Source organism: Comamonas fluminis (assembly GCF_019186805.1).
GTDB lineage: Bacteria > Pseudomonadota > Gammaproteobacteria > Burkholderiales > Burkholderiaceae_C > Comamonas > Comamonas fluminis.
Map to the genome: position 1 here is coordinate 2915251 of NZ_CP066783.1, position 23280 is coordinate 2938530.

Annotated in this window: 21 protein-coding genes and 1 tRNA gene; 10 read left to right on the forward strand and 12 right to left on the reverse strand. The window is 58.7% G+C overall.

Annotated elements, in window-relative coordinates; translation table 11 throughout:
- Positions 1-100 precede the first annotated feature (100 nt).
- From prfB to JDW18_RS13630, 5 genes are all read left to right on the forward strand, one after another.
- A protein-coding gene (prfB, locus tag JDW18_RS13610; RefSeq protein ID WP_218239974.1) for a peptide chain release factor 2 occupies positions 101-1205 on the forward strand; the annotation gives its coding sequence in 2 pieces (ribosomal slippage) (positions 101-181 and positions 183-1205; 1104 coding nt in all).
- An 18-nt stretch (positions 1206-1223) separates the two neighbouring features.
- Entirely contained in the window at positions 1224-3944 is a 2721-nt protein-coding gene (pepN, locus tag JDW18_RS13615) for an aminopeptidase N (RefSeq protein WP_218239975.1), read from the forward strand.
- 5 nt (positions 3945-3949) lie between these two features.
- On the forward strand, positions 3950-4930 hold the full coding sequence (locus JDW18_RS13620) for a tetratricopeptide repeat protein (protein WP_218239976.1): 981 nt from the start codon (positions 3950-3952) through the stop codon (positions 4928-4930).
- Between the two features lie 69 nt (positions 4931-4999).
- Positions 5000-6022, forward strand: coding sequence for a class 1 fructose-bisphosphatase (locus tag JDW18_RS13625; RefSeq protein WP_218239977.1), 1023 nt, complete (start codon positions 5000-5002; stop codon positions 6020-6022).
- A 12-nt stretch (positions 6023-6034) separates the two neighbouring features.
- A tRNA-Thr gene (locus tag JDW18_RS13630) sits at positions 6035-6110 on the forward strand.
- Positions 6111-6165: 55 nt separating this feature from the next.
- On the opposite strand, the gene JDW18_RS13635 is transcribed toward JDW18_RS13630, so the two are convergent.
- The 4 genes from JDW18_RS13635 to JDW18_RS13650 all read right to left on the reverse strand — a co-directional run bounded on the left by JDW18_RS13635 (position 6166) and on the right by JDW18_RS13650 (position 9259).
- Complete coding sequence (locus JDW18_RS13635; protein WP_218239978.1) at positions 6166-7176, reverse strand: tyrosine-type recombinase/integrase; 1011 nt, start codon at positions 7174-7176, stop codon at positions 6166-6168.
- Entirely contained in the window at positions 7173-8327 is a 1155-nt protein-coding gene (locus JDW18_RS13640; RefSeq protein ID WP_218239979.1) for a replication initiation factor domain-containing protein, read from the reverse strand. Before JDW18_RS13640 ends, JDW18_RS13635 begins: the two co-directional genes overlap by 4 nt.
- 231 nt (positions 8328-8558) lie before the next feature.
- Entirely contained in the window at positions 8559-8780 is a 222-nt protein-coding gene (locus tag JDW18_RS13645) for a hypothetical protein (protein WP_218239980.1), read from the reverse strand.
- Positions 8777-9259, reverse strand: a complete 483-nt coding sequence (locus tag JDW18_RS13650; protein WP_218239981.1) for a hypothetical protein — start codon at positions 9257-9259, stop codon at positions 8777-8779. Before JDW18_RS13650 ends, JDW18_RS13645 begins: the two co-directional genes overlap by 4 nt.
- A 493-nt stretch (positions 9260-9752) precedes the next feature.
- Between JDW18_RS13650 and JDW18_RS13655 the strand changes: the two genes are divergently transcribed.
- The 3 genes from JDW18_RS13655 to JDW18_RS13665 all read left to right on the forward strand — a co-directional run bounded on the left by JDW18_RS13655 (position 9753) and on the right by JDW18_RS13665 (position 10837).
- Positions 9753-9971, forward strand: coding sequence for a hypothetical protein (locus JDW18_RS13655; RefSeq protein WP_218239982.1), 219 nt, complete (start codon positions 9753-9755; stop codon positions 9969-9971).
- Positions 9972-9993: 22 nt separating this feature from the next.
- The gene (infA, locus tag JDW18_RS13660; RefSeq protein ID WP_218239983.1) at positions 9994-10260 is read left to right on the forward strand and encodes a translation initiation factor IF-1; all 267 of its coding nucleotides are present in this window, start codon (positions 9994-9996) and stop codon (positions 10258-10260) included.
- A gap of 283 nt (positions 10261-10543) precedes the next feature.
- Positions 10544-10837 carry a hypothetical protein gene (locus JDW18_RS13665; RefSeq protein ID WP_218239984.1) on the forward strand — a complete coding sequence of 98 codons (294 nt, stop codon included), beginning with the start codon at positions 10544-10546 and terminating at the stop codon, positions 10835-10837.
- Between the two features lie 20 nt (positions 10838-10857).
- Here JDW18_RS13665 and JDW18_RS13670 read toward each other — a convergent pair whose 3' ends face one another.
- Positions 10858-11790 carry a LysR family transcriptional regulator gene (locus JDW18_RS13670; RefSeq protein WP_218239985.1) on the reverse strand — a complete coding sequence of 311 codons (933 nt, stop codon included), beginning with the start codon at positions 11788-11790 and terminating at the stop codon, positions 10858-10860.
- Between the two features lie 153 nt (positions 11791-11943).
- Here JDW18_RS13670 and JDW18_RS13675 point away from each other — a divergent pair, with 153 nt between their 5' ends.
- Positions 11944-12942 carry a bile acid:sodium symporter family protein gene (locus JDW18_RS13675; protein WP_218239986.1) on the forward strand — a complete coding sequence of 333 codons (999 nt, stop codon included), beginning with the start codon at positions 11944-11946 and terminating at the stop codon, positions 12940-12942.
- Positions 12943-13149: 207 nt separating this feature from the next.
- A complete protein-coding gene (locus JDW18_RS13680; protein WP_246609920.1) occupies positions 13150-14172 on the forward strand; it encodes an Lnb N-terminal periplasmic domain-containing protein in 1023 nt (340 codons plus the stop codon).
- A gap of 120 nt (positions 14173-14292) precedes the next feature.
- On the opposite strand, the gene JDW18_RS13685 is transcribed toward JDW18_RS13680, so the two are convergent.
- From JDW18_RS13685 to JDW18_RS13715, 7 genes are all read right to left on the reverse strand, one after another.
- Positions 14293-16422, reverse strand: coding sequence for a 3-hydroxyacyl-CoA dehydrogenase NAD-binding domain-containing protein (locus tag JDW18_RS13685; RefSeq protein ID WP_218239988.1), 2130 nt, complete (start codon positions 16420-16422; stop codon positions 14293-14295).
- Between the two features lie 120 nt (positions 16423-16542).
- Positions 16543-18555 carry a UvrD-helicase domain-containing protein gene (locus JDW18_RS13690; RefSeq protein WP_218239989.1) on the reverse strand — a complete coding sequence of 671 codons (2013 nt, stop codon included), beginning with the start codon at positions 18553-18555 and terminating at the stop codon, positions 16543-16545.
- Positions 18556-18697: 142 nt separating this feature from the next.
- Positions 18698-19147 (reverse strand): hypothetical protein, encoded by a 450-nt coding sequence (locus JDW18_RS13695; protein ID WP_218239990.1) that lies wholly within the window; start codon positions 19145-19147, stop codon positions 18698-18700.
- 29 nt (positions 19148-19176) lie between these two features.
- Positions 19177-19935, reverse strand: coding sequence for an FAD:protein FMN transferase (locus tag JDW18_RS13700; RefSeq protein WP_218239991.1), 759 nt, complete (start codon positions 19933-19935; stop codon positions 19177-19179).
- Positions 19932-20477 (reverse strand): FMN-binding protein, encoded by a 546-nt coding sequence (locus JDW18_RS13705; RefSeq protein WP_218239992.1) that lies wholly within the window; start codon positions 20475-20477, stop codon positions 19932-19934. Before JDW18_RS13705 ends, JDW18_RS13700 begins: the two co-directional genes overlap by 4 nt.
- Positions 20478-20488: 11 nt before the next feature.
- A complete protein-coding gene (locus JDW18_RS13710; RefSeq protein ID WP_246609922.1) occupies positions 20489-21910 on the reverse strand; it encodes an OprO/OprP family phosphate-selective porin in 1422 nt (473 codons plus the stop codon).
- Positions 21911-21941: 31 nt separating this feature from the next.
- Positions 21942-23180 carry a cytochrome-c peroxidase gene (locus tag JDW18_RS13715; protein ID WP_218239993.1) on the reverse strand — a complete coding sequence of 413 codons (1239 nt, stop codon included), beginning with the start codon at positions 23178-23180 and terminating at the stop codon, positions 21942-21944.
- Between the last annotated feature and the right edge of the window lie 100 nt (positions 23181-23280).

A 23280-nucleotide genomic window follows, 5' to 3' on the forward strand; every position in this document is an offset into this window, starting at 1 on the left:
CCGGTTCGCAAAAACCATGTCAAAGGCCATTGCATCCCCGAAGGCCCGTGGCATGAGAAAATCGGCAGTTATTTATCAACAAGAACACAACGGATTCACCATGGAAGCAGAACGCGTCAACTCTATCGGCAACAACCTCCAAGATCTGTCCGAGCGCACGGCAGATCTCCGGAGGTATCTTTGACTACGATGCCAAGTACGAACGCCTGCGCACAGTAAACGCCTCGCTGGAAGACCCCGCTGTCTGGAACGACCCCAAGAAGGCACAGGAGCTGGGCAAGGAAAAGAAGTCGCTCGACTCCGTCGTGCTGACGCTGGAAAAGCTCACCACCGAGCTGGCTGACAACGCCGAGCTGTTCGAGATGAGCAAGGAAGAAGGCGATGACGCCGGCCTTGAAACCATCGAAGCCGAAACCGCCAAGCTCAAGCCACTGATTGAAGAGCTGGAATTCCGCCGCATGTTTGGCGGCGAGGCCGATCCGCTGAACTGCTTTATCGACATTCAAGCCGGTGCCGGTGGTACCGAAGCCTGCGACTGGGCCAGCATGCTGCTGCGCCAGTACCTGAAGTACGCCGAGCGCAAGGGCTTCAAGGCCACCGTCGAAGAAGAAACTGCAGGCGACGTGGCAGGTATCAAGAGCGCCACCATCAAGGTGGAAGGCGAATACGCCTTTGGCCTGCTGCGCACCGAAACCGGCGTGCACCGCCTGGTACGCAAGTCGCCATTCGATAGCTCTGGCGGCCGCCACACCAGCTTCTCGTCGCTGTTTGTCTACCCCGAGATTGATGACTCCATCGAGATCAACATCAATCCGTCCGACGTGCGCACCGACACCTACCGTGCCTCTGGCGCGGGTGGTCAGCACATTAACAAGACCGACTCCGCCGTGCGTTTGACCCACATCCCTACGGGTATCGTGGTGCAGTGCCAGGATGGCCGCTCGCAGCACAGCAACCGTGATGTGGCATGGCAGCGCCTGCGCTCGCGTCTGTATGACTTCGAAATGCGCAAGCGCATGGAAGAGCAGCAAAAGCTGGAAGACACCAAGACCGATGTGGGCTGGGGTCACCAGATTCGCTCCTATGTGCTGGACAACAGCCGCATCAAGGACTTGCGCACCAACGTCGAAGTCTCGGCCACCCAGAAGGTGCTAGACGGCGATCTGGACGTGTTTATCGAAGCCTCGCTCAAGCAAGGTCTCTGATCCTAGAAAGGAATCGATATGCTGCAACTGCGTGACGGGCAAGCCCCGGCCACCGCCATCTATCGCGCCGACTACGAGGCTCCCGCCTGGTGGATCGAAACGGTGGATCTGACTTTTGACCTAGACCCGGCCAAGACGCGTGTACTCAACAAGATGCGCGTGCGCCGCAACCCCGACGTGCCCGCACAAGCCCTGCGCCTGGATGGCGACGAGCTGAATCTGGCGCGTGTGATGGTCAACGGCGGTGGTACCTCGTTCAAGATGGACGGCGACCAGCTGGTGCTGGAGAACCTGCCCGAAGGCTCTGATCCTGTCGAGCTGGAGATTTTCACCACCTGCGCGCCCATCAAGAACACCAAGCTCATGGGCTTGTATGTGAGCGAGGACACGTTCTTCACGCAGTGCGAGGCCGAAGGCTTTCGCCGCATCACCTACTTCCTGGACCGTCCGGATGTGATGGCCATGTACACCGTGACACTGCGCGCCGCCAAGGCCCAGTACCCGGTGCTGCTGTCCAACGGCAATCTGGTGGAGTCCGGTGATCTGGAAGATGGCCGCCACTTTGCCAAGTGGGTCGATCCGCACAAAAAGCCCAGCTATTTGTTTGCGCTGGTCGCAGGCAATCTGGTCGCCCGCGAGCAAAAGATCAAGAGCCGCGCGGGCCGCGACCACCTGCTACAGGTGTTTGTGCGCCCCGGCGATCTGGAGAAGACCGAGCACGCCATGAACTCCCTCATGCACTCCGTTGCATGGGATGAGGCCCGCTTTGGCCTGAGCCTGGACCTGGACCGCTTCATGATCGTCGCCACCAGCGACTTCAACATGGGCGCCATGGAAAACAAGGGCCTGAACATCTTCAACACCAAGTATGTTCTGGCCAACCAGGCCACGGCCACCGACACCGACTACTTCAATATTGAGAGCGTGGTCGGCCATGAATACTTCCACAACTGGACCGGCGACCGTGTGACCTGCCGCGACTGGTTCCAGCTGTCGCTGAAAGAAGGCCTCACCGTCTTCCGCGATCAGGAATTTTCCATGGACATGGCGGGCAGCCAGTCGGCCCGCGCCGTCAAGCGCATCGACGATGTGCGCGTGCTGCGCACCGTGCAGTTCCCCGAGGATGCAGGCCCCATGGCCCACCCCGTGCGCCCGGACAGCTATATCGAGATCAACAACTTCTACACGGTCACGATCTACGAAAAGGGTGCGGAAGTCGTGCGCATGCAGCACAACCTGGTGGGCCGCGAAGGCTTTGCCAAGGGCATGAAGCTGTACTTTGAGCGCCACGACGGCCACGCCGTGACCTGCGACGATTTCTCGCAAGCCATTGCCGACGCTAATCCGGACTCGCCCCTCGCCCAAGACCTGCAACAGTTCCGCCGCTGGTACAGCCAGGCCGGTACGCCCGTGCTCAAGGCCGTGGGCCAGTACGACGCTGCCGCCCAGACCTACACGCTGACGCTGTCGCAAAGCTGCGCTGCCACCGTGGGTCAGAGCGAAAAGCTGCCTTTCGTCATTCCCGTGCAGATGGGCCTGCTCACCGCCAGCGGCCAACAAATCGCGCTGCAACTGCAAGGCGAAGAAGCTGCCCAAGGAACCAGCCGCATGCTGGTGTTGACCGAAGCCGAGCAAAGCTTTGTCTTCACCAACGTGGCCGAAGCGCCTGTGCCATCGCTGCTGCGCACCTTTAGCGCCCCTGTGGTGCTGGAGCACGAGTTCAGCGACGCAGATCTGCTGACCCTGCTGGCCCACGACAGCGACCCATTCAACCAATGGGAAGCCAGCCAGCGACTGGGCCTGCGCTACGCTCTCAAAGCAATAGCTGCAAGCGCAGATACACAGAGCGCTAGTGACCAATTGGGCTCCAATATCCTACCCGCAGACTTTATCGGCGCCATGCGCCGCGTGCTGCAGGACGAAAAGCTGGATGCAGCTTTCAAGGATCTGGTGCTCACGCTTCCGTCCGAGAGCTATATCGCCGAGCAACTGGCCGAAGTCGATCCGCAGCGCGTGCACGCCGTGCGCGAAGCCATGATCTTGCAACTGGCCACCAGCCTGCTGCCTCAATGGGAAGCCGCCTGGGAAGCCAACCGCGACACCGGCGCCTATCAGCCTGACCATGTCAGCGCCGGTCGCCGCGCCCTGGCCGGTCGTGCCCTGTCCATGCTGTGCCTGAATGCGGCGCAGACCGGTGACACCGTCTGGCCCGGCAAGGCCTACCAGCGCTGCAAGGACGCCAGCAATATGACGGACCGCATGGCAGCCCTGTCGGCCCTGGTCTACAGCGCCAACCCCTTGTCTGAGCAAGCGCTGCAGCGCTTTCACGCCATGTTCAAGCAAGACGCGCTGGTGCTGGACAAGTGGTTTGCCCTGCAAGGCGGCGCCAGCGACCGCGGCGGCAATGTGCTGCCTGCCGTCAAGGCGCTGATGAAGCATGCCGACTTCCAGATCAAGAACCCCAACCGCGCACGCAGCCTGATCTTCAGCTTCTGCAACAACGCCGGCGCCTTCCACCGCGCCGATGCCGCCGGTTATGTGTTCTGGGCCGATCGCGTGATCGAAATCGATGGCTTCAACCCGCAAGTAGCCGCCCGCCTAGCCCGCGTGATGGACCGCTGGAGCAAGCTGGCCGAGCCCTACCGCACGGCCGCACGCACCGCCATCGAGCGCGTGGCTGCCAAGCCCAATCTGTCCAACGACGTGCGTGAAGTCATCACGCGCGCACTGGCAGACTAAGCCGCATGCCTACAGGCATACTCCGCAAAAGCGCAGCCACCCTGGGTGCTGCGCTGGGACTGAGCGCGCAAGCGGTCAGCCCCAGCGCAGGCTCCGCAACAGGTTTTGAAGCCCGCTTTGCACCGCTGTATGCCACGGTCTTTACCGAAGGTGCCAGCTTCAGCGGCAAGGCCATGAGCGCTGATCTGCAGGCGCTGGAACCCTTGGTGAAAAAGTCGGGAGTTGCTGCAAGCAATGTTTTCCGGCTGTTCTACACCGAAGCCAGCGTCTATGGCCGCCGCGGCATGCCTGCAGAAGCCGCCAAGGCCGCTCAGGCAGCGCTGGTGGCCATGCCGCAGGTCAGCGACCCGCAGTGGGCTTACGCTCATTTCTTTCTGCGCTACTCCAGCATCCGCTGGCTTGCAGACTCAGAGCAATACGAAGCGGCCCTCAAACTGGTACGCAGCTTTCAGTCCCAGTACCCATTGCCGCAGATTGAGCGACTGCCCGTAGAAATGCGCTGGGATGACAGCCACCCCATACCGCAGGCCCGCGACTTTCCCTCGCAATTGCAAATCCTCGGCGTGTACGAAGATGAAGGCTATGTTCTGCATGAGCAAGGAAAGTACCGCGAAGCCCGTCTGGCCAATGAACGCCTGCTGCCTGTTTCACGCCAGCGTCTCAAAGCGCTGGGCAAGATGGAACGGATGCGTGGTTTGCTCACCAATATTGCGCAGAATTGCTATGAGCTGGGCGAGTTCGACCAAGCCAGAGCTTATCTGCAGGAGCGCCTGCAAATTGCCCTGAACGAGCAAGATCACGCTACGGTGTATGACTGCTATTTTCAACTCATGGTGCTTGCCCATGAACAAAAGCAGGCACAGCAAGCCCTCCAATGGCTGACCCGCTATGAGCAATACGCGCTAGCCCAGAACGACAGCCAGCAACAGGCCCGAGCCAAGGAGTTGCTGGCAGAACTGGGCCAGCGAAACACGGGACACCGCTGACACCAGCTGCGCCCTCCCCCTATTTCCTGTCCATCTCGGATTTGTATCGAATACTCAAGGAGTTGAACCATGAAAAAAAATATCAGCCTGACCCGCTATCTGGTCGAGCAGCAACGCGTTGACGGCCTCATCCCCGGCCAGTTGCGTCTGCTGCTGGAAGTCGTCGCCCGCGCCTGCAAGCGCATCAGCTTTGCCGTGAACAAGGGCGAGTTGGGTGATGTCATGGGCACCGCTGGCAGCGAAAACGTGCAAGGCGAAGTGCAGAAGAAGCTGGACATCATCGCCAACGAAACCCTGATCGAAGCCAACGAATGGGGCGGCCACCTGGCAGCCATGGCGTCGGAAGAAATGGAAGGCATCTACGTGGTGCCCAACCGTTACCCCCAGGGCGAATACCTGCTGATGTTCGACCCACTGGACGGCTCCTCCAACATCGACATCAATATGTCGATCGGCACCATCTTCAGCGTGCTCAAGAAGCCCGAGGGTCACCCCGGCGTGCACGATACCGACTTCTTCCAGCCCGGCACCCAGCAAGTGGCCGCCGGCTACTGCATCTACGGCCCCCAGACCACTCTGGTGCTGACCGTGGGCGATGGCGTGGCCATGTTCACTCTGGACCGCGAGCAAGGCTCCTTCCTGTTGGTGGAAGAAAACGTCCGCATTCCTGACGACACCAAGGAATTCGCCATCAATATGTCGAACATGCGTCACTGGGACGAGCCCGTGAAGCGCTATGTGGACGAAGTGCTGGCCGGCAAGGAAGGCCCACGCGGCAAGGACTTCAACATGCGCTGGGTGGCAGCCATGGTGGCCGACGTACACCGCATCCTGTGCCGCGGCGGCATCTTCATGTACCCCTGGGACAAGCGCGAGCCACAAAAGCCCGGCAAGCTGCGTCTGATGTACGAAGCCAACCCCATGAGCTGGCTGGTCGAACAAGCCGGCGGCATGGCCACCAACGGCCGCCAGCGCATTCTGGACATACAGCCCACCCAGCTGCACGAGCGCGTGAGCGTGGTGCTGGGCTCCAAGAACGAAGTGGAACGCGTGACCCAGTACCACCTCGAAGCTGACAAAAAAGCGCTATAATTTCCGCTTACCGCCGGTGTAGCTCAGTCGGTAGAGCAGCTCATTCGTAATGAGAAGGTCGGGTGTTCGATTCATCTCTCCGGCACCAAATAGAAGCCTCAGATTCGCAAGGATCTGAGGCTTTTCTCATTGGTGCGCTGTAGCTATTTCGTAACCGCGAACAAATTATCGAGGCGAGAGGCTGCAATCTGCAAGCCCTCTGGCGCAACGTGCGCGTAACGCTCAACCATCTCAAGCGTTTTCCAACCACCCAAACGCTGTAGCTCGTGGGTAGGCGTACCCGCTTGCCGGTGCCATGTGGCGAAGGTGTGTCTCAGGTCGTGCCACCGAAAGTCCTCAATGCCAGCGCGTTTAAGCGCCGCCCGCCATGCCTTGGTATTCACTTGCACGATGGGATTGCCTTCGTACGTGAAAACATGGGTCGGATGATCCCCTTGGCGCTTTTGCAAAACCTGCATCGCAGCCTCATTCAGTGGCACAGCGTGAGCCCTGCCGTTCTTGTGATCTTCCGCCGCAACCCATAGATGCCGCCGTTCCAAGCTGATCTGCCGCCATTGCAACTTTGTCACGTTGCCTTGGCGTAGACCCGTCGCCACCGAGAACACCGCCATATCGCGCAGATGCTCAGGCAACTGCACCAGCAGCCGCTCAAACTCCTCTTGCGTCAGCGCACGAATACGCCCGCCCTTGTCGCGCAGCATGCCTACCTTGGGCACACGATCCAGCCATTCCCATTCATTACAGGCCCTACGCAAGATGGCGCGCACCAGAGCCATGTAGCGATTGACCGTAGCCGGCGCAACGCCCTTGGATCGCTTGGCCTTCACCTCGTCCAGTAATGCCCGGTTGATCTGGTCCAAGGCTTTCCCCCCTAGATACGGGTGGAACCAACGCAGCATGGATTTGTCCCATGCCTGTGTGCGCTTATGCGTCGTCTCAGCCAGAAAACGCTCGGCAGCTTCGTCCCAAGTTTTGCGCGGCTTAACGCCGAGCTGGTCTTGCTCCCAGCGCTCCGTCTTGAGCTTGTCATGCAGCTTCTGCGCTTGTCGTTTATTAGCCGTTCCAGTGCTGTGATAGAAGGGTTTCAGTTCACCTTTTATCGCAGGCAGTTTGACCCACCAGAAGCCCGAATCCTTGCGTTTGTAGAGGGTCATGCGACACCCCCTCTCAGCTCCCAATCAAGCATGGCCGGATCGCGCTTGACGTGGTAGCTGTATGGGTCGATGCGTGTTGGTATGCCAGGACGAATCAGCTTATCCACCACCGCAGCGTAGTCGCCCTGCATCACTTGCATCATCAGGTTGATCAGCTTGCCGCAATGCTGTTTAGCGTTGTCGCAGGCCGCATCAAATGCGATCTGCGCGGCCTTAGTCACCGTCTTGATAACGGACTGCTCTTCACTCAAGAACGACAGGCAAGGGTAAGAGCCAGCAAGATAGTGGCTAGGACGAGTAAGGATGTCATAGGGAATGAACCGATCTTCTGCACGCCACTCAACCTCAATGCGCGTCCAAGGGCTGCATGCTTCGCCAAGCTGCTTGCCCTTTTCGTAGATGCGTGCGTACTTGCCGCTAGCACGATTGCCAATACCAAGCGTGCGCCCCTTGGCCGATGCATCGCCGTCCAGCCAGTCCCCATAACAGGCATGAATGGGCTTGCGACCACCTGCGTTGAATCCGTCGCTCTGGTACTGCTGGATCGCCCAAGCAATCGAAATCAACTGGCCTTGGAAGTCGTCATAAGCGAGGTCTGTGCGCTTGATGGTGGCCCTGTGCTGCTCAAGCCATGCAGCCAGTTCAGCCCATCGCGTCACCATCGAGCAACCCTTGCCCATAAGGCTGAAATACACCCGGCCACGCTGACTCTCGCCACCCCATGCGATGACCCCAGCACCATCGCCGAAGCGTGCAGAAAAGCGAAAACCGAACAAGCCTTTGCGATGCTCAACAGTGCCCACCTCAATGAAGGCAGACATTTCCTGCATCACCCAAGCGTAGGACTGTTCATCAGGAGGAACGATAGAAAACGCCAGCGCATCAATCAATGCGATGCCTTCACGAGCTGGCTCTACCGGCACCATGTGCCGTGTGACTTCGTAGCCTCGCGAGTTTGCGAGCAACTCAACCGGTTCCCCGGTTTCCAAATCAACCCCCACGTAGTGAGGTTGGCTTGTGCTGTTCTTTCTCCCCGTGGTTACTACACGGGGCGCAGGCGGTGTGTCGCAGGCACGTGCAGCGTGGACGTGCCCGGCCTGCGGCACACCGCCAACGTCGCTCGGCGAATCAGGAATTTCAGAAAAAGACATGCGAACTCCAACGGTTGGGGTTCGCTGTTGACATGGGATATATGCATGCGGCGGCGAACCCTTGTTTGAAAGGACTCGCAAAAGCATCGCTTGCTCATGGTCTTGTCAGGGCATGTTGTGGCACTCGTGGCCGCCCACACGACAGTTAGACCGGGCGTTTTGTGACCAGGACGCCAGACCCGTTATTTGCAAGCGCAATGCTAATGCGAATGCCTCACCAAATGCAATAGCTCAATCGCTAGGTGTTGCGTCCTCGTCGTATGACGGGTCATCAGGGGATCGGAATGAGTAGATCACTCGTCCCGTTTTTGGGTCTTTGCGCTGAATGACTTTGACACCCGGCTCAGCCAGCAATGCTTTCGTCTCCTGCCTAGAAAGCATTGTTTCCAATACGTCGATAACCGATGGCTCATGACGCTGTGGAACCTCCACAATGTTTGGCTTCTTTTTCATGCGCTCACCTCCATTGCAGAGGTTGAGTCATCAGGGGGTTGCACCCCCTCCTTACGCTGCGCTCCAGCCCCCGAGGTGGCTTCGCCCCCTCCACTACGTGGCCCCTCCCCTAAAGGTTTATCAATAAGCGGCGCGACTGACTGAGCCACCTCGTTGACAAGGCCTTCAACCTTATGGACAGCCTCCACAATTCGCTCAATTTGCAATCCAACTGGATAGACCCAATCAGGCGGATCATTGGACTGATTAATGGCGCTCATCCAAAGCTGAGCTTCAAGCACGACACGATTAAGGTCTGACACGGCCTGTACAGCTTGCCATTCGGTTCTAGCAAGTTGATCTTCAACCGTAATGGCCTTCGTCGTCTTGTGCCCACACACACAGTCTGCATGTGAGAAGCCAGCTATTTGATCGAAAACGTCTGCTTGTTCAAGCGCCTTCCCACAGGAGGGACAGGCCGCAAATTTCGATGGATTCATGCGTAACTCCTACGTAGTCAAAAAACCACGGTCAGAGCTACAGTCCCCTATGGACGGAGCCAAAAATCGTCCCAATTGGCCTTCGTAATGAGAAGGTCGGGTGTTCGATTCATCTCTCCGGCACCAAACAGAAGCCCCAGATTCGCAAGAGCCTGGGGCTTTTTTGCAAGCGACTTGACCCAGGTTCTGCCACAGGCAGAGGAGCATTTCGCCATGTCTGCACACATGCAAATTTCATTCCATTTGCACATAAAGCAGCATTGTTTTATAATTAATGAGTTTTACTGCATGAAACTTGCCTCATGCAGTTTTTCGGCAGTTCTCACGTTGCCCACGCTTGACTCCTTGTTGTCTCGCATTTTCTGGCAAGAAGTAGGCATCTCCCGCAAGCGGCAGATGCGTATCGTTCAGGCTTGTACAAGCTGAATGGTTTTCACTTTTTTGGATGGCATGTCCCTTGTACCCCAAGGGATGGCGCCGCCGTTGACTCGATATGCACACAGAAGCTATTACAGAGCGTGTCGGCAACTACATAGTAACTGCCCTCACCCAATTCACACACACCGGCAAGGTGACCGCTTCGGTCTCCATTCGCCGCGGTAAATATGACCGGATCTTCCGGTTCATCCGCCAGTTCGACAACGCTGGTGCTGCCAGCAAATATGCACTCGCCGAGGGGCGTTGCATGGTGCTGGGCAACCAGTTGAACTGACTCTCTCTCGAAAGGATACGTTTTGGCAAAAGAAGAACTGATTGAAATGCAAGGCCGAGTGGATGAAGTTTTGCCTGACGCCCGTTTTCGCGTCACTCTGGATAACGGCCACCAGTTGATCGCTTACTCCGGCGGCAAGATGCGCAAGCACCGCATCCGCGTTCTGGCTGGCGACAAGGTCACTCTGGAAATGTCCCCCTATGACCTGAACAAGGGTCGTCTGACCTTCCGTCACATTGAGCGCTCGGGCTCCGGCGGTGGCCAGCCCCCTCAGCAGCGTCGCCACTAAAAAGAGTGCACTGCAACGGCTGGCCAGCATGTGTCCATGCCGTTTACGTACTCAGACCAATGCCCTGGCAGCCGTTCTGGCACAGGGCTTTGTTCTTTTCTGGGATCGACTGTTGAGATACAGCGCTCAGACAAAACAACGATGAATGCGGCCGCGCTGACACCCTGTGGGCAAGGCATGCAATTCTCATGATTTGATACAGCGCACGCTGCGTATTGCCATTAAGCTTGCCGACTTTGACAGCTTTGGGCTCAACGGCATCTGCCGCTAGCCTTTTTCATCAATGAACAAGATTCTTACCATTCTTTCCGTTTGCCTGCCTGTGGCCTTGGTTGCAGCACCTTCCACCAGCTTTGCGCACGATCATGGGCACCGCCATCATCACAAGCACAACCACAAGGAAGAGCATTGGGACGGTCAGTGCAAGGTAGAGCGCAAATGGAAAAAGAACGGCGAATACAAGGAAAAGCGTAAGTGCAATGACCGTCCTGCGGGCTACTACACTCCACAACCGGTCTATGTGGCACCCCAGCCTCAGGGTCTGGTGATCGACTCGCGCATTGTGATTCGCCCCTGAAGCTGCTCACGCAGATGGCTCTAGGTTTTCAGCCGCTGCAGGGCCTCATTCGCAATCAAATCCCAGACGCCATGCGCCACCGGTGACAGCTCACGCTGCTGGCGGCGCACCAGCATGATGCCGCGCTGCACTTGCGGCACCAACCTGCGACTGACCAGCTCAGCACCTGTTTTGCGCACAGAGCTTGCCGGTCGCGATCGCCAGTCTGCGGGGATCGCCAGTTGCGGCACAACGCTCAAGCCCAGCCCTTGCTCGACCATGCTGTAAATCGTTGTCGTGTGCCCCACATCCTGCACGACTGAGGCAAGGGCTCCATGGGCCTGCAATGCAGCATCGATCAGGCGTCGGCTGCCAGATGCATGGTCAAGCAACACCAGCGGCTGGCCTGCCAGCTCTGCCCAGTGCACTTCTTTCTTACGCGCCAGTTGGTCGCTGGAGAGGCAAACCAGGCAGAAAGGCTCGGTCAGAATCGTCTGCGCATGAAGATCCTGTTTTTCCGAGGGGTCAATGACCACGCCAAAATCCACTTCACCGCTGCGCACACTCAGCAGCACATCGCTTTGAATACGGTCTAGCAACTGGATATTCACGCCCGGTGACTGCTGCTTGGCCCGCGCAATGCACTGCGGCAGCAAGTGGGCCGACAGCGTGGGGCTGCTCGCCACTTTTACACGCCCCCTGCCCTGCGTGGCCAGACCCTGCACCTCCTGCAGGCAGGCATCCAGATCTTCCAGAACGCGCTGGACATTGCCCAGCAGCAGGCGCCCGGCCTCGGTCGGCTCTACCTCACGCGTAGTGCGATAAAGCAGCTGCAGACCCAGCGCCTGTTCCAGCTCAGTCACATTGCGGCTGACGGCAGGCTGGGTCAGCGCCAGTGCATCCGCCGCACGGCTAAAGCTCTGGCTGGTGGCCACGGCCACAAAGGCTCTGAGTTGTCGCAGGCTGACATTCATATCAAAAAATTATAGAACTATCGAATAAATCCATTTCTCTTTTGAATTGAATGCGTATCCAATACGACTCCATCTCCTCAGAGCGCTGCGCAAGATTCGCCACAAGTTCATCAGCCGCAGTTTTGATTTGCCTTGTTGGCCCTCGTTCCTGCCATGTCCCGCCCACGATTTCTTCCCGATAACTTCACTCTTGCGCTGCTTGCCGTCCTGGTACTGGCCAGCGTTCTGCCTGCATCTGGCCAGTTTGCACACTATGTGGAACTGGTGACCACCGGCATCGTCAGCCTGCTGTTTTTCCTGCATGGGGCCAAGCTCTCACGCCAGGCGATCCTGGCGGGCATTGGCCACTGGAAGCTGCACCTGTGGATTTTTATCGCCACCTTTGTAATGTTCCCCATCCTGGGTCTGGCACTGCGCCCTATCCTTTCGCCACTGGTCACGACGGACATGTATATCGGCGTGCTCTTTTTGTGCACACTGCCTGCCACCGTTCAGTCGGCCATTGCCTTTACCTCGATGGCGCGCGGCAACGTGCCGGCGGCCGTGTGCAGCGCATCGGCTTCCACGCTGCTGGGTATTCTGGTCACGCCAATTCTGGTGAGTCTGGTGCTCAACAAGACGGCGGAAGGTGGCGACGCCCTGCAGGCCATTGGCAAGATTTCGGCTCAGCTGCTGCTGCCTTTCATCCTCGGCCACCTGATGCGCCCTTTGATTGGCAGCTTTTTGCAGCGCCGCGCCTCCATCATCAAGCTGGTGGACCAGGGCTCCATTCTGTTCGTGGTCTATGCCGCGTTCAGCGCTGCCGTCATCAGCGGCTTGTGGAAGCAGACGCCGCTGCCCTCGCTACTGGGCCTGATTGTGCTGTGCTGCATTTTGCTGGCCGTGGTGCTGACACTGACAACCTGGGGCGCTCGCCGTCTGGGCTTCAACAAGGAAGACGAGATCACGCTGGTGTTCTGCGGCTCCAAGAAAAGCATGGTCAGCGGCATTCCCATGGCCAATGTGCTGTTCCCTGCTGCATCGGTAGGCGCCATCGTGCTGCCGCTGATGCTGTTCCACCAGATTCAGCTCATGGTCTGCGCCGTGCTGGCCCAGCGCTACGCCCAAAGACAAGAAGCCATCGAGGATGAAACCGCGGCCACCGCTCACTGATTGATAGCTATCACCGCAAACTGGGCGCCCGCAGGCGCCCTTTTTTGTTGGTAAATCACCACCCACCTGCGTTCCGGCCTCCAGCCCATTCAAGAATAAAGCTCAGACATGCTCCAATAAGCGATTCGGCGACCCGCACCCTTTTCTGCTGCAGGCGCCAGGCTGGCTCTTTCAAACATGCTTCGTCACAACGCTTGGATATTCAAAATGGCAGTGCTGCTTATGTTGCTGCTTTGCGGGCTCGCCCTCTGGGTCTGGGGCAGTGGAGCGCTCTGGTTCCAGGGCCCTGCACATCCCACTATCCGCTGGGCGCTGGTAGGCATCTGGACGGCATGGATGATTGGCAGCCTGATCGCCTACTGGACCAGCAGACGCCCAGCCATGCTCATGGCCTGCTGGTTTCTGAGCTTTGTGGCACTGCTGGTGTGGTGGCAACAGATCAAGCCCAGCGACACACGCAACTGGGCAGCAGATGTGGGTGAGCATGTGGAGGTGCAGGCGGTCAAAGGACCGGGCCAGCTGGTCAAACTGAACAATGTGCGCAACTTCCGCTGGCGCAGCGACGAAGACTTTGATGCCCGCTGGGAGCAGCGCAGCTATGACCTGAGCCGACTGGAGCGCGTGGATGTGGCTCTGTCTTACTGGATGGGCCCGGCCATCGCCCACACCCTAGTGTCGTTTGGATTCTCGGACGGCCAGCATCTGGTCTACTCCATCGAAATCCGCAAAGAACGTGGCGAGCAGTTTGATGCACTGGCGGGCTTCTTCAAACAGTACGAAATGGTGCTGGTGGCCGCCGATGAGCGCGACATTCTGGGCGTGCGCACCAATGTTCGCGGGGAAACCGTTCACCTCTATCAGGTGAACATGCCTCAGCAAGCCATGCGTGAACTGTTCATGGCCTACGCCCACCAGGCCGATGAACTGATCGAACAACCACGCTTTTACAACACCTTGACGGCCAACTGCACCACCATCGTCTGGCAACTGGCTCGCAGCATTGGCGCGCAGTTACCCATGGACTGGCGCATGATGGCTTCAGGCTACCTGCCCAGCTACCTCAAAGGCTTTGGCGTGCTGGCTCCTCAAGCCACGCTGGAGTCTCTTGAACAAGCCGGCAATATCACCGAACGCGCCAAGGCATGGGTGCCGCCAGCAGGCAGTTCAGACAGCAAGGCCAGCGTGGACTTCTCCAAAGCCATACGCCTGGGCATGCCGCCCCTGAACTGAGAGCAACTAAAACAGCTTCAACTGCAGGCTGGCAATGAAGACTAAACGCCAGACAACGCTGGCGTGAGTCAGGGGCGGCCCGGGCCGGTCCAGCCCCGTCTGTGCAGTTGCCTGACTGAATTACTTGTTCAGACTCTCGAAGTTCTTGCCTTCCGCCACCAGCTTTTGCAGCAGCGGCGCGGGCTTCCAGAACAGCGCGTCTTCCTTGGCAAAAGCTTCGATATCGGCCAGCACTTTGTCCAGCCCCTGCATATCGGCCCACTTCATGGGGCCACCGCGGTAGCGTGGGAAGCCATAGCCGGAAATAAAGGTCACGTCCACATCCAGCGGGCGCAGCGCAATGCCCTCGCCCACCACCTTGGCGCCTTCGTTGACCATGGCGGCCATGTAGCGGCGCATGATTTCTTCGGCAGTGAATTTGCGCGGCATCACGCCCTTCTTGGCACGCTCGGCATCCACAATGGCCAGCACTTCGGGGTCAGGCTGACCAATGCGCGCACCTTGCGGGTAGAGATAAAAGCCCCGGCCCGTTTTCTGGCCGAACCAGCCGTTTTCACAGATGCGGTCAGCAATTTCCACGTAACGAGCCTTGGGGGCGCCCGATTCCAAAGCCTTTGCAGCGCGGCGTTTGCGTGTAGCCCAGCCAATATCGCCTCCGGCTAGATCGGTGACCTGGAAGGGCCCCATGGCAAAGCCAAAGCCGCGCACGGCTTCGTCGATTTCGTAGGGGCTGGCTCCATCTTCCATCAAGTAGTCGGCTGCCTGCTTGTAGGTGGCCAGGATGCGGTTACCAATAAAGCCATCGCACACGCCTGCGCGCACTGGCACCTTCTTCATCTTCTTGGCCAGCTCAAAGGCCGTGGTCACCACATCGGGCGCGACCTTGGCGGGTACGACGATCTCCAGCAGCTTCATGATGTTGGCCGGGCTGAAGAAGTGCAGGCCGATCACATCCTGCGGGCGACTGGTGACGGCGGCAATCGCATCGATGTCCAGATACGAGGTGTTGGTGGCCAGCACGGCGCCGGGTTTGCAGACGCGGTCCAGCTCCTTGAACACGGCCTTCTTCACTTCCAGTTCTTCGAAAACCGCCTCGATCACCAGATCCACATCAGCAATATCGTCGTACCGAGTGCTGGGTGTGTAGCGCGCCATGATGGCGGCCTTGGCCTCTTCGCTCATGCGGCCCTTGGCGATCAGGCCGTTATAGACCTTCTCCACATTGGCCTGTCCACGGGCGATGGATTCGGCATCGCGCTCAACCATGGTTACCGCCAGACCTGCATCGAGTGCCGAAACGGTGATGCCCGCCCCCATAGTGCCGCCGCCGATGACGGCAATCTTGGCAAAGTGGCGCGGCGCCGCAGCCTTGGCTTCGGGGATCTTGGCAGTTTCTTTTTCCGCAAAGAAGGCGTGAATCAAGCCCTGACGCTGCGGGCTGTCAATACAAGCCAGAAACTGGGTGCGTTCAAACTTCAGTCCTTCCGCAAAAGGCAGCTCTACCGCAGCTTGCACGCAGTCAATGATCTTCATGGGCGAGAACAAACCACGCGATTTCTTGGCCGTATCGGCACGCAAAGCATCAAGATCGGCAAGTGCTGCAGTTTTGTCCAGCAGACGGTTCTGGTCAGCGCTGGTTCGGCGCAGTGGCCCGCCCTGCGCCAGCAACTCACGTGCATAGGCCAACCCTGCCGTCACAGGGTCACTGCCCTCTTCCAGCTTATCCACCAGACCCGCAGCCTGCGCGGCCTTGGCATTCATGGGTTGGCCACTAAGCATCAATTCGGTTGCAGCCTTCACACCCATCAGGCGCGGCGCACGCTGGGTGCCGCCTGCACCGGGAATCAGGCCCAGAGAGACTTCAGGCAGGCCCACCTTGGCACCAGGCAAAGCCAGGCGGTAATGGGCCGACATGGCAATTTCCAGACCACCGCCCAGCGCCGGGCCATGAACCACGGCCACCACCAGCTTGCTGCAGGCCTCAATGCGGTTGCAAACATCCGGCAGAAAAGGCTCGACAGGCGGCTTGCCGAATTCGCGGATATCAGCGCCAGCAATAAAGGCCTTGCCTGCACCCACAATCACCACCGCCTTGACGGACGCCGTTGCATCGGCCTGCTCCATCGCCGCAACCAATCCCTGCCGAACCGCAGCGCCCAGCGCATTGACGGGCGGATTGTTGACGGTAACCAGCAGAACATCTGCGTCCTGCGTGAGTTCGACAACGGAAGCGGCCAATTCAGAAGTCATGCATGTCTCCAACAGCTTTTATGGGATGGCTTCATTTTCACCACGACAATCATTTCCAACAATCCCGTGAATGATTGACAAAACAGTCAAAGAAGGCTGCGCCGCTTGATAGCCTAGCCGCTACACCGGCCCCGGGCTGACAGGGCGCCGACTTCCCTCCAGCAGCCACAGGGCCGCGCGAGCACGGGTCATGGCCACATACAGCATATTGCGCTCCCGGTAAGCCTCTTCCTGGCGCACTGGTGCTGGAAAGCGCCCGCGCTCCACAAACGGCACAGCCACAAACATGAACTCGCGCCCCTTGCTAGCTTCGATGCTGAGAATTCGCAAAGTCACCGGCTCCTTGCGCCTGTGCATCTCGATACTGCGAGTCACGATCAAGGTCAGCCGCCCCAGAAACTCAGCAACCGGAATACCCCGCCCCACCTGACCCAAGCCCTTGAGGCTGGCCTTGCAGGACTGCCGCTCTCGCTGGTTGAGCGGGGCGTCTTCAAAAATACGCTGCAGCAATGGGTGCTCGCAAAATGCACCTGCATCGTCTGGCAGACCACCGGCATGGGTCAGAATGGCTGCACAGGCATCAGCCTGGGGTACGCTTCTGGGGTCCAGCGTTCCGTTCAGGATATAGCGCCTGGTGCGCTCCACATCCCCATGCAGTGATGTAGCCACAGACTGACTCTCCCTTGTCCCCGGCAGCTCCGCCCAGCCAGCCTCATCAAACTGGCTCTGGGCCAGACGAACCGGATCGGCCTCCTGGCTGCCCATGCTGCGCCGGCCAAAGTGCGCCAAGCCCTCCACGGCCGCACTCAATATGCCGGGCGTCAGCTGCCTCTCGCCCGCCTTGCCATTCAAGGCCCACATCAAGGTCAAGACCAGTGCAACTTCACGGCGCAGATAGAACGGGCTGATGCCCTGGCAGCCGTAATGCACGCCTTCATGGCCAAACATCCACTCGATCAAAAGGCTGTCTTTGGGGTCTCGCAAAATGATGTTGAGCGCACTGTGCCTGCCCTGCTCACCGCGCTGGCTGCCCCAGCCATTCACGACCTGGCCATGCAAGTCCACCAGTTGCTGCACACACTGCAGATCAGTGTCATGGGTCAGCGGCACAAACGCATCAGCCACCTTTGCCGAAGGCTGAAATGCCACATTGAACAAGGGATTGAGCGCATTGCAGATCTCTGCCCCAAAACGTCGCGTGGTGTTGATGTGCAGAACTTCGGTGTCTTGCGGCAGATAGTCTTTGATGCGCTGCAGGGACTCGCCAAACACCGAAAAAGCGCCCTCGTGAATATGCTGATTGAAGTCTCCCGCACCCACAAAAAAGCCGTTACCGCCATGCACCAGCTTGCGCAAAACCATCAGCGCGCCTTCATCCAGGTCGTGCAGCTCATCAAATAGCACGGCGTCATAACGCCCCTGCAGCCATTCGTAGGGCTGATTCCAATCCAGCAAATCCAGCTGGCGGCACACTTCGAAGGTGCAATCCCCTTCAGCATAAAAGCCCGGCTCCTCATTGATACCAACGCGCATGCGCTCATATTTTTGATAAAGCCGATAGAGTCCGTAATTCAGATCCATCTCTGCACAGAAGTCGTGCAGACTCATTCCGGATTCCTGCTGCTGTCTGTCCAGCAGCCTTTTTTTAATCAGCGCCTCCTGCGCCAGAAAAGCGTCAATATCCACTTCCTGCGCCAGCCACTCAGCCAGTGCCAGATCATGCTCGTGTGTTAAATCCTGCAGCAGTGCCTGCTGCGCCTGCAAAATCAAACGACGCTGCCGCACCGGGTCGTCAAGCCGCTCCAGAGGATCGCCCTGCTCTTGAAGCAACCGGGCGCATAGCTGCTCAATCGTCAAAACATCCAGACTGTCCGGCACTGCGTTATTGAGCTTGATCATGCGATCACGAATCGCCGTCACACCGGCTCTGGAATAGGCCAGCACCAGAATGCGCGCGCCGCCGCCCAGCCGACCAATCAAGTCACAAGCCTTCATGCACAGCGTGGTCGTTTTACCCGTTCCCGCCAGCGCACTGATGATGACCGCTGTTGCACTGGAGGCCAGCACCTGCTGCTGCTCCCGGGAGGCAGCCATATAGGGATTGAGCCAGTGCTTGGCAGAGGAAAGAGTCATGAGGCGCTCAAAAGAAAAAGCGAAGGCAGCACCCATTGTCCACGAGCCCGTGCCTCAAGAACGCTGTGCTGGGTGCAAGCCTGCCTGCCGGAACACGGACATGGGCGGCATTACCCGCCTCTTCAACAAGGCCTGCTCTTCCTTAGCTTGATGCCTTGCGCCAGCCGTGCAGTGGCAGCAGCAAACCCATCACAAGGCCGACTGCGGCGTGCACCCAGCCCAGCGCTGGCCGGATAGTTTCTGGTGCAAAGTAGTACAGCCAGTAAGCACTCAAAATGCCTGCACCGCCCAGAACACTCAGCGCGATACCGGTTCTGCGCTGGCTGGCCTTGCTATCACGCCAGTGAGGGATGCGCGTAGTCATGCGCCAGCCCTGCGGGATATGAGCCGCCCCCAGAATGCCCGCGACAAAAAGACCGGCGAAACCAGCCGCGCCATGCAGACGCATCATCCAGGCTTCTAGCGGGTGCGGAAGCAGATCAGCGCCAGCGCCCCAGAGGTAATGCACAGCAAGCCATACTGCGCCGCTCGCCAGCAAAATTGCCACCGCAAAATAAAGAAACCAGTACTGCCAGCGCTTGAGAGAGTTCATGTCCATGGCCGCCAAGAAGAGACGAAATTCTAGGCCTCTCGATGAAGCCACGCCTGAGCGCCGTACTGTTTGAGCAAGGGGTGTTGTTCATCCCCACTGGCGGCAACCACTTTGGTCAGGGCATCGGCATGCATGCACTGCGGCGCCGCTACCGTCACATGAGCAAGCAGTGCTGCACCGCTCGGCGCGTAGATCTGGCTGCGCTGCCCGGGCCCCAGATAGCTGGTGGCAACAGCTCCATCGCCCAGCGCCATGAATGGGTGCAAGCCGCCATTGCGTTCATCTCGCAGCATCACGGGGATTTGTACTTCGCCAAAAACACGTAAATCGCCGCCTGCATTGACCCAGCCAGCTGCACAACCTGCATGCTGCAGCGCCTCAACCGCACAGTCCACCGCATAGCCTTTGGCGATTCCACCCAGGTCAAAAGCTGCAGATGGCGACAGTCTGGTCAAGATCAGCCCCTCGCACCGCCAGCCTTCGGGGGCCAGCCCCTGGGTGATGTCAAACAGGCCATTGCTGTCGCGATAGAGCACCTGTGCGGCATGCAGAACATGCGCCGTGGCGGGATCAATCTCCAGGCTCTGGCCCACACCCAGCTGTGCGAAACGCGATATATCACTGTCAGGCTCAAAGCGCGACATGCAAGAGTGCACTTTCTGCACCTGCAAAAACGCCAGCTCGGCAGCGGCCTGCCCCACAGCAGCATGGCTCGGAACCGCAATTTCAACCAGTGTTCCAAGCAAGGGGCGTGCACGCCGATACCAGGCCCAAGCCGCTTGCGTCATGCAAGCTTGCCGCTTCTGCGCAGCGCATCCAGCCAGATCACATTGCGCCGAATGCCTTCGGTGACATGGGTGCAACTCAAGGTAGCACCACTGATATTGGCAATGTCTTCCCCCACTTGCAGCGGGGAACTGGCGGTCTTGCCCACAAACTGCTTGCGCCATGCTGGCAGGCGAATTTCATGGCCATGGCTTTCGCGGTAAGACAGCACTTCAATCTGCCGCACGCTGCCGTCTGGATTGATGCCCACTGCATAGGTAATGCGTTCGAACTTTCCAATCACCTCATCGACCAGAAAATAGCCCAGCAATGCGCCACCTTGCCTGGCAAGGCGCACTTGCAGGCGCGGAGCCTGCGGCTTGACACCTGCCTCCGCCAGTTGCTGAGAAATGGCTGCATCCAGAGGAATTTCACGCACTTCAAAGGCATCCGCCTGCACAAACATCAGCTTTTGTGCCTGCTCAGCATTCATGTAATCCACGGCCAGCGCACCGGCTGGCGCCAGGGCAATGACCGCTGCCGGTGTGTAGAGCGCTATACGCATGGCGTTCGTCATCAAAATGCCCAGCCCAGGCCCACGTTGAAGCGGTTAGCGTCTTTGTTGACCTTGAATCGCTGGTAGTCGGCCTTGATGACGACGGAGCGCGTCAGCCAGAAGTTGGCACCCACCGTGGCCACCTGCTCTGTACGTGCCGCATCAGGGGTAATGCCCGGGCCCAGATTGGCAAAGGCGCGGGCAGTATTGAAGCGCTCCAGTCGAACAAAGGGGCTCAGTGCATAGTCCCCTTGCTGCCAGAGTTTGTAGGCACCCTGCACATACCAGCCATCAAAGGTCTTGGGGATCAGGGTTGGGTTGCCCACCATCGTCGCATTCAGTTGCTCAGTGTTGGAGATATAGCCACGCGCATACAGAGCCGACAAATCCCAGCGACCGGGGGTCCAGCGGGCGTGAACATCGCCCAGCGTCACACGCATGCTGGGGTATCCCGCCTGGCCGTGGGTGGCATTGCCGGTAAACAGCGAGGCACCCACCAGCAAACCGGGCACGCCGCGGTAGTTGGCTGCGCCGAAGACTCCGAAGTTACGCGCCTTGGCCTGCGCAGCTTCCTGGTGAATCGAGGCCAGCGGAGACTCGCGTCCTTCACTAGAAGCGGGATCCCACTTGGTCAGATCAAAACTGGTGCTGATACCGCCCTGCAGCGTCAAGCCATTGTCCAGATTGCCAATCAGCTGCGCACCCGCTTCGCGCCAGGTGGTGGGGATGATGGCAGTCTCAACAAAATTACGCTCTACGCCATAAAAGGCCGTGGGCTCATGCGTTTCGTTGAGCAGACCCACCGGCATCAGGAACAGGCCGCCGCGCGCGGCCAATATGGGCGTCAGCTGATGCTCAACATAGGCTTGCTCGACGGCAACCTCTCCGGGGTCGCTGGCGGATGTCACGGCATGCTCCACTTCAAGCTCGGTGACCAGCTTGGTGCGGTCGTTGATGCGGTGCTGCAGGCCAATCACAAAACGACGCAGATCAAGCTGCGCCTTGTCTGATTGCCGCGTGGGGCGGTTGTAGTTCAGCTCGCCGTAGCCGGAGATCACAGTTGCCGGGCCTTGATCGACAGGCGCCGCTGCAGCCATGACCGGTGCGGGTGACGCGCCAGCAGCAGTGCCGCCAGCCGCACCGCCATACCAGCCGCTACCGGATGCGCCTGCCTGCTGCACAGCCTGTGCATTCTGTGGTGATTGCTGAGCTTGTTGCACTTGCTGGGCTTGCTGGTTCTGCAATTGCGACAGCTGCGTCTTGACCTCGGCCAGTTCAGTTGCAAGTTGCTCAAGCTTGCGGGCCATCTCGGCCTGTGTGGCCGCAGCCGATTTCGCTGCCGCAGATTTTTGCGCCATTGCCGGCAAGGCAGAGAGAGCAACAGAAAGGGCTAACGCCCGTGCGGCCAGTGCGCCGCCGCTGCGCTTGAATGTGGAGTTCATGGATGGAAATTCGGTAAGAGAAAAGGGCTGCTCAGGGCTGGTAGCCGTCGGTCAGGGTCTTGAGGAAAGCGATGACGTCTTCGATTTCTGCGTCATCCAGCGCTGGCGCGTCTCCACGCTTGCGGTTGTAGGGCACTTCCGTCACGTTCACATTGCCGTGAAACTCCTGCGGCAAATCGTCGAACTTGCGAATGCTGCCGTCAGCGTCTGTCGGATACCATTTCTCCGGGTTGGTGTCGCGCTGCACATAAAAATGCAGAACATCGCTGAGCGTCTTGAAGCGACCGTTATGGAAAAACGCCTGACGCAAAGCCACATTGCGCAGCGATGGCACTTTGAACGCGCCGCACAGGTCCTTGCGCTGCGTCAGATCACCGGATTCACGTGTGCACAGCCCCAGATCGAAGTAGTCGGCATCGCTGTTCTTTTTGATCTCTGGATTGCGTGGCACCCCGAGGTTGTCAAAAGTGAAATCCGTAAACAACGGCAAGCTGCCGTCAGAGCCGCGACCAGACGGGTGACAAGCCAGGCAATTACCCTTGGCCGGATTGTTATAGAGCGCCAGCCCGCGCATTTCCTGATCGCTCAGCCTCGTAATTTTTCCCAGCAAAAATGCGTCGTATTTGCTAGAGAAGGGGCGAAAGATGGGATCTTCCAGCTGAAACTGCTGCAAAGCCAGGGTCAGGCGCTGATAGGCCGCATCGGTGCTGGCAAAAATGCCATCGCCAAAAACCTGGCGAAACTCGGCAGCGTATGTGGCGGCGGCCAGACGGCGAATCACCTCATCCTTGCTGCCATTGGCCATCTCTACCGGGTTCAGAAACGGCTGGCCCGCCTGATCCTGCAAAGAAGAAGCCCGGCCATCCCAGAAGAAGCCGCCTGTGGGCGTGCCATCGTTACCAAAGCCAAAAGCTTTGTTGGTGGCCAGATAACGAATGGATGGCGATATCCGGCTGCCTTGCTGATCAAGCAAAGGCCCACCCAGCTGCGCCGCCAGATTATTCGGCTGAGCGTGGCCAAACGAATCGATATGACAGCTTGCACAGGACTGGCGCCCCGAGGCAGAAAGCGAGGTGTCATTGAAGATCTTCTGCCCCAGCTGAGCCGTTGCCGACAGCGCAGGTTCTGCAGAAGGGCCGCCCGGGAGCTTGGACGGATCCCCGTCCGAGCCACCTCCCCCGCATGCCGTCAGGATTGCAGCAACAGACAGCGTCCACGCTAACGCCGAGGCCGTGCGCAACAGCCCCTTCCCCAAAGGAATAAATAGCATCTAAGAATCTTGTTGTAATGATATTGATTCTTGATTCTATTAATAATCAAATAAAGACAGTTACCCCGATTTCGCCGTTTTTCAGAAATGTTGCGCCGCT